General features: G+C 70.2%; 9 protein-coding genes and 1 pseudogene. 2 read left to right on the top strand and 8 right to left on the bottom strand.

Annotated elements, in window-relative coordinates:
- Nucleotides 1–593: SDR family oxidoreductase (locus ACFTZB_RS39725; protein ID WP_378440536.1), on the top strand; the 593-nt coding region annotated here is incomplete at its 5' end.
- Between the two features lie 76 nt (nucleotides 594–669).
- On the opposite strand, the gene ACFTZB_RS39720 is transcribed toward ACFTZB_RS39725, so the two are convergent.
- The 6 genes from ACFTZB_RS39720 to ACFTZB_RS39695 are packed head-to-tail and all read right to left on the bottom strand — an operon-like array spanning nucleotide 670 to nucleotide 6,298.
- Nucleotides 670–1,482, bottom strand: coding sequence for a MaoC/PaaZ C-terminal domain-containing protein (locus tag ACFTZB_RS39720; RefSeq protein WP_378440534.1), 813 nt, complete (start codon nucleotides 1,480–1,482; stop codon nucleotides 670–672).
- Nucleotides 1,483–1,484: 2 nt separating this feature from the next.
- Nucleotides 1,485–2,663: a lipid-transfer protein gene (locus ACFTZB_RS39715; RefSeq protein WP_378440532.1), complete on the bottom strand. Its 1,179-nt coding sequence runs from the start codon at nucleotides 2,661–2,663 to the stop codon at nucleotides 1,485–1,487.
- Nucleotides 2,660–3,091 (bottom strand): MaoC family dehydratase, encoded by a 432-nt coding sequence (locus tag ACFTZB_RS39710; RefSeq protein WP_378440530.1) that lies wholly within the window; start codon nucleotides 3,089–3,091, stop codon nucleotides 2,660–2,662. Before ACFTZB_RS39710 ends, ACFTZB_RS39715 begins: the two co-directional genes overlap by 4 nt.
- Entirely contained in the window at nucleotides 3,088–4,200 is a 1,113-nt protein-coding gene (locus ACFTZB_RS39705) for an acyl-CoA dehydrogenase family protein (RefSeq protein WP_378440528.1), read from the bottom strand. The genes ACFTZB_RS39710 and ACFTZB_RS39705 overlap by 4 nt, the downstream gene beginning before the upstream one ends.
- Nucleotides 4,200–5,135: a bifunctional MaoC family dehydratase N-terminal/OB-fold nucleic acid binding domain-containing protein gene (locus ACFTZB_RS39700; protein ID WP_378440526.1), complete on the bottom strand. Its 936-nt coding sequence runs from the start codon at nucleotides 5,133–5,135 to the stop codon at nucleotides 4,200–4,202. Before ACFTZB_RS39700 ends, ACFTZB_RS39705 begins: the two co-directional genes overlap by 1 nt.
- Entirely contained in the window at nucleotides 5,132–6,298 is a 1,167-nt protein-coding gene (locus ACFTZB_RS39695; protein ID WP_378440524.1) for an acyl-CoA dehydrogenase family protein, read from the bottom strand. The genes ACFTZB_RS39700 and ACFTZB_RS39695 overlap by 4 nt, the downstream gene beginning before the upstream one ends.
- Nucleotides 6,299–6,437: 139 nt before the next feature.
- Between ACFTZB_RS39695 and ACFTZB_RS39690 the strand changes: the two genes are divergently transcribed.
- Complete coding sequence (locus ACFTZB_RS39690) at nucleotides 6,438–6,878, top strand: nuclear transport factor 2 family protein (RefSeq protein WP_378440522.1); 441 nt, start codon at nucleotides 6,438–6,440, stop codon at nucleotides 6,876–6,878.
- On the opposite strand, the gene ACFTZB_RS39685 is transcribed toward ACFTZB_RS39690, so the two are convergent.
- A complete protein-coding gene (locus tag ACFTZB_RS39685) occupies nucleotides 6,862–7,749 on the bottom strand; it encodes an LLM class F420-dependent oxidoreductase (RefSeq protein ID WP_378440520.1) in 888 nt (295 codons plus the stop codon). The two genes, ACFTZB_RS39690 and ACFTZB_RS39685, sit on opposite strands and share 17 nt — an antisense overlap.
- Before the next feature lie 13 nt (nucleotides 7,750–7,762).
- Nucleotides 7,763–8,193, bottom strand: a pseudogene (locus tag ACFTZB_RS39680) (acyl-CoA synthetase); the annotation flags it as partial.

Genomic DNA, 8,193 nt, shown 5'->3' with positions numbered 1-8,193 from the left:
CCACCGATGTTCGCGACCACGCCGACGCCGCCGGACTGATAGACGACGCCGTCGCCCGATTCGGCCGCCTCGACGTCCTCGTCAACAACGCGGGCGGGTCGCCCGACGCCGACGCCGCCACCGTCTCGCCGCGCTTCGTCGAGAAGATCGTCGCGTTGAATCTGCTGGCACCCTTCACCGTCGCCCAGGCCGCGAATGCGGTGATGCAGCAGCAGTCCGACGGCGGCGCGATCGTCAACATCGGCAGCGTCTCGGCCCACGATCCGCAACCGGGCACCGCCGCCTACAGCGCCGCGAAGGCGGGCCTGCTCGTGCTGACGAAAGCGCTTGCGCTCGAATGGGCTCCGAAGGTCCGCATCAATCACATCACCACGGGCCTCATCCGCACCGAGAGCGCGGCGTCCGTCTACGGCGAGGACGGTGGCGCCGCCGTCACCCGGACCCTTCCGATGGGGCGAATGGCGGTGCCGTCCGACATCGCGGACGCCTGCCTGTTCCTGGCGAGCCCGCAGGCGTCGTACGTCAACGGCGCCGATCTCGCCGTCCACGGCGGCGGCGAATACCCGGCGCGGTACCTCGCGACCCACTCCTGACCTCGACACCGAATGCCGCACCGGTTCAGTTCACCTGCACCGGTGGGGCATTCGGTGACGGACGGCGACCGTGCGGTCAGCCGAACGCGGCGCGGGCGCCTGCGATCACCGGCGCGTCGTCTCGGACCAGTTCGAACGACGCGTCACCCGGATCACCCCACGCCCGCAACGACGGCGCGTCGCCCGGGTACACCGGTGCGGCGAACCGTCCCTCGAGCCGGGCGAGGTCGGCGGGGTGCACGTCCAGCGCCCGCGCGAGTTCCAGCGCGCTCGCGGCGAGGGTACACAGGCCGTGCATGATCGGCCGGGGCTGTCCGATCCGCTCCGCCGCCGCCGGATCGATGTGGATGTGGTGCCGGTCGCCGGTCAGCCGGTACAGCGCGGCCTGGTTCCCGGCGGTGTGCAGGACACGCTGCACGACCGGTTCGCCCTCGGGCCGAGACGGTTTCGCGGGACCGCGATCGCCGCCGAACCCGCCTGCGCCCGGCGCGAACAGCGACCAGGTGGCGACGAAGAACTCCGATTCGACGCGCACCTCGAACACCGCCGCCGAACCCTTGTCCCACACCTCGCCGACGGACGCCGACAACGCGATCTCGCCGCGGCGCGGAAGGGGGGCGAGCACCGTCAATTCCTGCGACCCGTGCAGCGCCGTCTTGGTGTCGAAGGCGCCCCGCGACCCCAGTTCGTCGGGCGCCCACTGGGCGAGCGTCAGAGCGAACGTGGGCAGCACCCGCAGACGCTCCTCGAAGACGAGGTCCAGTTCGGTGGCCGTCGCACCCACCGCCAGTGCGTACAGGATGGCGTCGCGTTGGTCGTACCTCACGGTGCGGGTGCCGAGGTCCGCGCCTCGCCACGCTCCTGCCGTCGTGCGCTCGGTTGTCGTCATGATCAGTCCTCTCTGCCCAGGATCAGGCCGCTGGTGGGCACGGCGGTGCCCGCGGTCACCAGCACGTTGCCGATGCCGTCCGGTTGTGTGGTCGACGTTCCGCGGATCAGGCGTACCGCCTCGGCGATGCCGTTGACCCCGTGCAGGTAGGCCTCGCCGATCTGGCCGCCGTGCGTGTTCGCCGGGAGGCGGCCGCCGACCTCGAGGTTGCCGTCCCGGAGGAAGTCCTTCGCCTCGCCGGGGTCGCAGAACCCGAGTTCCTCGAGTTGCGGCAGGACGAGCGGGGTGAAGTGGTCGTAGAGGATCGCCGCCGTGATGTCGCCCGGCGCGAGACCGCTCTGCCCGTAGAGTTGCCTGCCGACGAGACCCATTTCGGGTATCCCGGTGATGTCGGGCCGGTAGTAGCTGGCCATCATGTGCTGGTCCTTCCCGGACCCCTGCGCGGCGGCCTTGATCATCGCCGGGGTGGTGCGCAGATCCTTGGCGCGTTCGGCGGAGACGACGACGAGCGCCTGGCCGCCGTCGGTTTCCTGGCAGCAGTCCAGCAGGTGCAGCGGTTCGGCGATCCACCGCGACTGCTGATGGTCGTCGAGGGTGATGGGCCTACCGTGGAACCAGGCGGCGGGGTTGACGGCGGCGTGTTTGCGGGCGACGACCGCGACCCGGCCGAAGTCCTCGCTCGTGGCGCCGTACCGGTGCATGTACCGGCGGGCGAACATCGCCACCCACTGGGCGGGGGTCGACAGTCCCTGCGGGGTCAGCCAGGCGTAGGCCGCCCGGTCCGCGGTGCTGTCCATCGGTCGGTCGTGCTGCCCGAGTCCGTAACGCACACCGGACCGTTCGTTGAACGCGCGGTAGCAGACGACGACGTCCGCGATGCCCGTTGCCACGGCCATGGCCGCCTGCTGGACGGTGGCGCACGCGGCGCCGCCGCCGTAGCCGATGCGGGAGAAGAACTTCAGCTCACCGATGCCCGTGTTGCGGGCGACGAGTACCTCACCGTTCGTCTCGGCGGTGTACGTGGACAGTCCGTCCACTTCGGACGGGTCGATGCCCGCGTCGGCGAGCGCGGCGACGATCGCCTCGCACGCCAGTTGCAGTTCGCTTCGTCCGGAATGTTTGGAGAATTCGGTCGCGCCGATGCCGACGATGGCGGCGGCGCCCGACAGGGGGCTGGTCACCAGTCTCCTCCCGCAGGGAAGGCGACGACGACGGTGCCGGTGGCGTGATCGCCGAGGCTGTTCGTGCCGCGGATCTTCACGGTGACGAGGCCGTCGTCCTTCGCGACCACCTCACCGGTCAAAGTCATCGCGTCGCCGGGGTAGTTGGGGGCGCCGAGCCGCACCGCGATGCGGCGCAGTGACGCGTGCGGGCCGGCCCAGTCGGTGACGAACCGACCCACCAGCCCGTTGGTGGTGAGGATGTTCATGAACACGTCCTTCGATCCCCGCTCCACGGCGAGGTCCGGGTCGTGGTGGACGTCCTGGAAGTCGCGGGTGGCGAGCGCGGTGGCGACGATCAGGGTGCGGGTCAGCGGAATCACCAGTTCCGGCAGCCGGTCGCCGATCTGCACGGTCTCGTAGGTCGTGGCGCCCACGGTCGCGGTCATGCGACCACCCGCGCCCCGGACGCCAGCTGCGCGCCCAGACGTGCCAGGTCGGAGCCGGCGCCGCCGAACGTCGCGGCGAGCTGTTTGCCCCACAGCAGGTGCCGGTGCACCGGGTAGCCGGTGTCGACGCCGATTCCGCCGTGTACGTGCTGCGTGCGGTGGACGACCCGCTGGCCGCCGTCGGTGGCCCACCATTTCGCCACCGTCACGGCGGTCCCCGGGTCGTCCCCGCTCCCGAGGAGCCAGACGGCCTGCCACAGCGTCACCCGCATGGCTTCGAGGTCGATGTAGCAGTCCGCGAGCTGATGGGTGACGGCCTGGAATGTCGCGAGCGGGCGACCGAACTGGGTGCGCCCGTTGAGGTACGTGACGGCCTGGCGCACCGCGCCTTCTCCCACGCCCAGTTGCAGGGCGGCGACCGCGAGTTCCGCCCGTTCGAGCAGCCATCGCACCGCGGTGCCGTCCGCCGGGCCGACCGGTTCCGCCGGTGCCGCGTCGAACGTGAGGTTCGCGCAGATCTCGCGGGTCGTCGACTCCGCCTGCTGCACAGTCACTCCCGCGGTCCCCGGATCCACCAGGAACAGCGCCGGACCGGTCGGGGTGGTCGCGGACACGAGAAGGCGTTCGGCGAGGTGGACCACCGGCACCGCGGCCTTGGCTCCGTGCAGCTGCCACCGGCCGTCCACCTCGCGGGCCGCCGTCGCCGGTTCACCGTCCGCACAGGGTCCGAACTCCTCGAGCCCGACGGTGAGGATCACGCTGCCGTCGGCCGCCGCGGGGACCAGTGCGCCCCGTTGGTCCGGCGTCCCGAACTCGGCGATCGCGAGTGCGCCGAGCACGTGCGGCCACAACGGAACCGGCGCGACGGTCCGGCCCTGCTCCTCGAGCAGCACGTACAGTTCGGCGAGTCCCGCGCCGCCGCCCCCGAGGTTCTCGGGCAGGGCGATGCCGAGCAGACCTGTGGTGGCCAGTTCGCGCCACAGTTCCCGGTCGATCCGGTCGGCGGTCGACTCGATCTCCTCGAGTCGCTCGGGTCGCGACTTGGCGGCGAACACGTCCGCGGCCAGTCCGCGCACCGCCTCCTGCTCCTCGCTGAAGGTGAAATCCATCAGTGGTCCTCCAATACAGGCCGGAATGCGGGAAGGGTGAGTTCGGGGTCGGCGTCGATCCAGTCCAGTTCCACCGGCATTCCGATGTGCACGTCCCCCGGTTCGACACAAGTCATGTTGGCGATCAGCCGGGTGCCCTCCTCGAGTTCGATCACCGCGACGATCAGGGGGTAGTCGAAGGCGTCGATCTTCGGGTGGTGGTTGACGACGAACGTGTAGACAGTGCCCCGTCCCGACGCGTCGACGGTGTCCCAGTCGGTGGAGCGGCACTCGCCGCACATCGGTCCGGTCGGGTGCCGCAACACCCCGCAGCCCGTGCACCGCTGGATGACCAGGCGGTGCTCGCGGGCGGCCGCGAACCAGAAGGCATTGTCGTCGTTCAGGGCGGGCCGCGGGCGCAAGGGGCGTGGGGCCGGCCGTTCGGCGGGCCGGAAGCGGAGTGTCCGCCACCGCTGGGTGCCGACGATCTCACCGTCGCCGTTGCGGTACGTCTTGAGGGTCGTGACGAAATGTCCGGCGCCGAGCCCGGTCTGCTTCTCCACGGACACGGACTCGACCACCTCGGTCGTGCTGACCCGGTCGCCGGGGCGCAGTTCGGCGAAGAATTCCTGGTCCGAATCCGTGGCGACGACGGACGTGAATCCCGCCTCGTCGAGTGTGTCGATCAGTTCCGTCCAGACCGGTGACGGGTCGGCGCCGGACATCTTGTCGGCGTACGTGCGCATCGTCCACACCTGCAGCATCTGAGCCGGCGCGACGGCACCGCCGCGGCCGGTGGCGCGTGCGGCGTCGTCGTCGAGGTAGACGGGGTTCGTGTCGCCCATCGCCTCGGCCCAATGCCGGATCATGGGGGTGTTCACCGGGTCGGGACCCCAGGTGGCCGGGACGATCGTCCGCCCCTCGAAGGCGCGGAGCCGGGTGAGGAGTTCGCTCATTTCACCGTCTTCTCGCGGACGAGCCCGAGGCCGAGGGTGCCGACCATGTCACGGAGCACCTCGTTGACGCCGCCGCCGAACGTGTTCACCACGCTCTGCCGGGAGATCTGTTCGATCTGGCCTGCGAGAATCGCGCCCGGCGAACCCGGACGCAACCGTCCCGCGGCGCCGAGGATCCCGAGCAGCGTGCGGTAGACGTCGACGTGGGTTTCGGTGCCGTACGTCTTGGTGGCGCCGGCGTCGGCGCCCGACAACTGATCCCGAGCGACGGCGGCGGTCATCTTCCAGTTCAGCAGTCGCATCGCCTCGAGCTTCGCGTGCGTGCGCGCGAAGTCCATCCGTACCCAGGGGATGTCGAGTGCGCCGTTCTCCCGCGCCCAGTCGAGAACCTGGTGCCACAAGCCGAGTGTGCGTCCGCCGAGCGCGGCGAGCCCGATGCGTTCGTGGTTGAGCTGCGCGGTGATCAGCTGCCACCCGCCGTGGACGTCGCCCACGACGTCCTGATCGCCGACCCGGATCCCGCTGTAGTACGTCGACGTGACCGTCAGCCCTCCCACGGTGTGGATGGGCGACCAGCTGAACCCGGGGTCGTCGGTGGGCACGATGAGGATCGAGATTCCCTTGTGTTTCGGGGCGCCCGCATCGGTGCGACACGCCAGCCACACGTAGTCGGCGGTGTTGGCGCCGCTGGTGAAGATCTTGTTGCCGTCCACGATCCACGAGTCCCCGTCGCGCACGGCCCGGGTCTGCAGCGCGGCGAGGTCGGTGCCGGCTTCCGGTTCGGTGTAGCCGATGGCGAAGACGATGTCGCCGGCCAGGATTCCGGGCAGGAACCGCGCCTTCTGCTCCTCGGTGCCGTACTTCATCAGCGTGGGCCCGACGGTGTTGACGGTGACGAACGGGAACGGCAACCCGGCCCGCTGCACCTCGTCGAAGAACACGAACTGGTCTTCGATCGACCGGCCCTGCCCGCCGTACTCCACCGGCCACCCGACACCCAGCCAGCCGTCCTTGCCCAGCAGGCGCACGATGTCGCGGAAGTGTTCACCTCCGACACCCTCCTCACCCGCAATCCGCCGTGTCTCCTCCGGCAGCAGCGCCGCGAAGTAGGTGCGCAATTCCCGCCGGAGTTCCCGCTGCGCGGGCGATTCCCTCAAGTCCATCGGCGATCTCCTCATGCCTGTGCGTGGCTGTCGCCACGTGTGTTCTGGACGCTAACCAGCACTCACCCGCCCCGGTGCCGGTGTCTCGGTCACCGGGAGGCGGCTGTCGCCGAGGCCGCACGTCCGCTGGAATGGTGCAATGGCCACCGGATTCGCTCTCACCGAACTCACCGCCCGCTACGCGCGGGCCGTCGACCGGCGCGAGGCGGCAACGCTCGCGGCGCTGTTCGACCCGGACGCGACGTTCGTCCTTCCGCCCGCGTTGACCGGCACCGGGGCGGCGACGGAACTGCGCGGCAGTGACGTGCTCGCGTCCGCCGTCGTGGACGCGGTCTCCCCTCTGCAGGCCACCCGGCACGTCGTCCACCAGCAGGTGATCGACGTGGACGGGTCGACGGCGTCGGGCGAGACGTACTGCACCGCGCACCATGTCTACTCCGGCCGGAACGGATTCCGTGACAACCGGATCGCGCTGCGCTACCACGACCGCTACGTGCTCGGCGACTCCGGCTGGCGGTTCGCCCGGCGCGAACTGATCGTCGACTTCAGCGAGGACGTACCGGTCACCGTGCCGGACTGAGTCCCAGGCGGGCCGAGCAGACGGCCATCTCGTCGACGACCTGGTCCAGGGACCGCGCATGCCGGGACGCCGACAGCACGAGCCGGTTCGCGCCCAGGTCCCGGGACCGCGCGAGCTTGGCCTCGTCCAGCCTCGGCAGCGTGGCACCCAGCACGAGTTCGACGTCGGCGGGATCGCGGCCGGCGTCCGCTGCCGCCGCCCGCATCCGGGCGATCGGCCGGTCGAGGTCGTCGCCGGCCAGGCCGAGCGGCTGGAACCCGTCGCCCAGCCGCCCGGCACGCCGCGCGGCCGCCGGGCTGTGTCCACCGATGTAGAGCGGGACTCCCGAGTCCCGGTGCGGTTTGGGCCAGCTCTGGGCGCCGCGGAAGGAGAAGTGCTCACCCTCGAAGTCGACCGCGGCGGTGCCCGACCACAGGGCCCGCATCACCGCGATCGCCTCGTCGGCGATCGCGCCCCGCCGGTCGAAGTCGCCCCCGCAGGCTTCGATCTCCTCGCGCATCCAGCCGACACCGAGGCAGATGCGGAGGCGTCCCGCCGACAGCCGGTCCAGGGTGGCGAGGCGTTTCGCCAGCACCACCGGGTGATGGTTGGGCAGTACCAGTACTCCCGTCGCGAGACCCAGGGTCGTCGTGGCACCGGCGACGAACGACAGCAGTTCCAGGGGGTCGGGGAGGCTGCAGTCGTCGGGCAGATGCGACTTTCCGGTGGGCGAGTACGGGTATTCGCTCGCCGTGTCCGCGATGACGACCGAGTGCTCGACAGCGGAGATCTCGTCGAATCCGAGTGATTCGGCAGCCCTGGCGAATTCGAGTATCCACTCGGGCTCACCGGCCCGTCCCAGCTCGACGGGAATCACCACACCCAGTTTCATGTCACCCTCACCGTCACACGTGCAGGAATCGTTGCCGGCCGTGCGTGTGGAACTCCTGCTCCAGCGCGGCCTTCTCACTGTCGGTCATCTCGTGGTACTCGGGAACACCGCGTCCCACCCACCGGAAGATCGGATCGTCGCACCGCCAGCGCTGTTCCTGCAGGGTCCGCTTGAGCACCTTGTTCGATCCCGTCACCGGCAGGTCCGTCGACACCCGGACGAATCGCGGGGCCGCCTTCGTGCCCAGGTCGTCCTGGCCGCCGAGGAACGCGGCGAACTCGACCGGGTCGAAATCGGCCGGGTCCGACACCTCGACGGCCGCCATCACCTGATCGCCCGACCTCGGATCGGGGACGGCGTACACGCCGGTGGCGATCACTTTCGGGTGGCGGCGCAGAATCCGCTCCACCATCAGCGCCGACGTGTTCTCGCCGTCCACCCGGA

The organism is Rhodococcus sp. NPDC057014 (assembly GCF_042673295.1).
In the GTDB taxonomy this organism is placed as follows: Bacteria; Actinomycetota; Actinomycetes; order Mycobacteriales; family Mycobacteriaceae; genus Rhodococcus_F.
The sequence above is the reverse complement of the archived record's forward strand: the minus strand, read 5'-3'. Positions and strand labels throughout refer to the sequence as shown.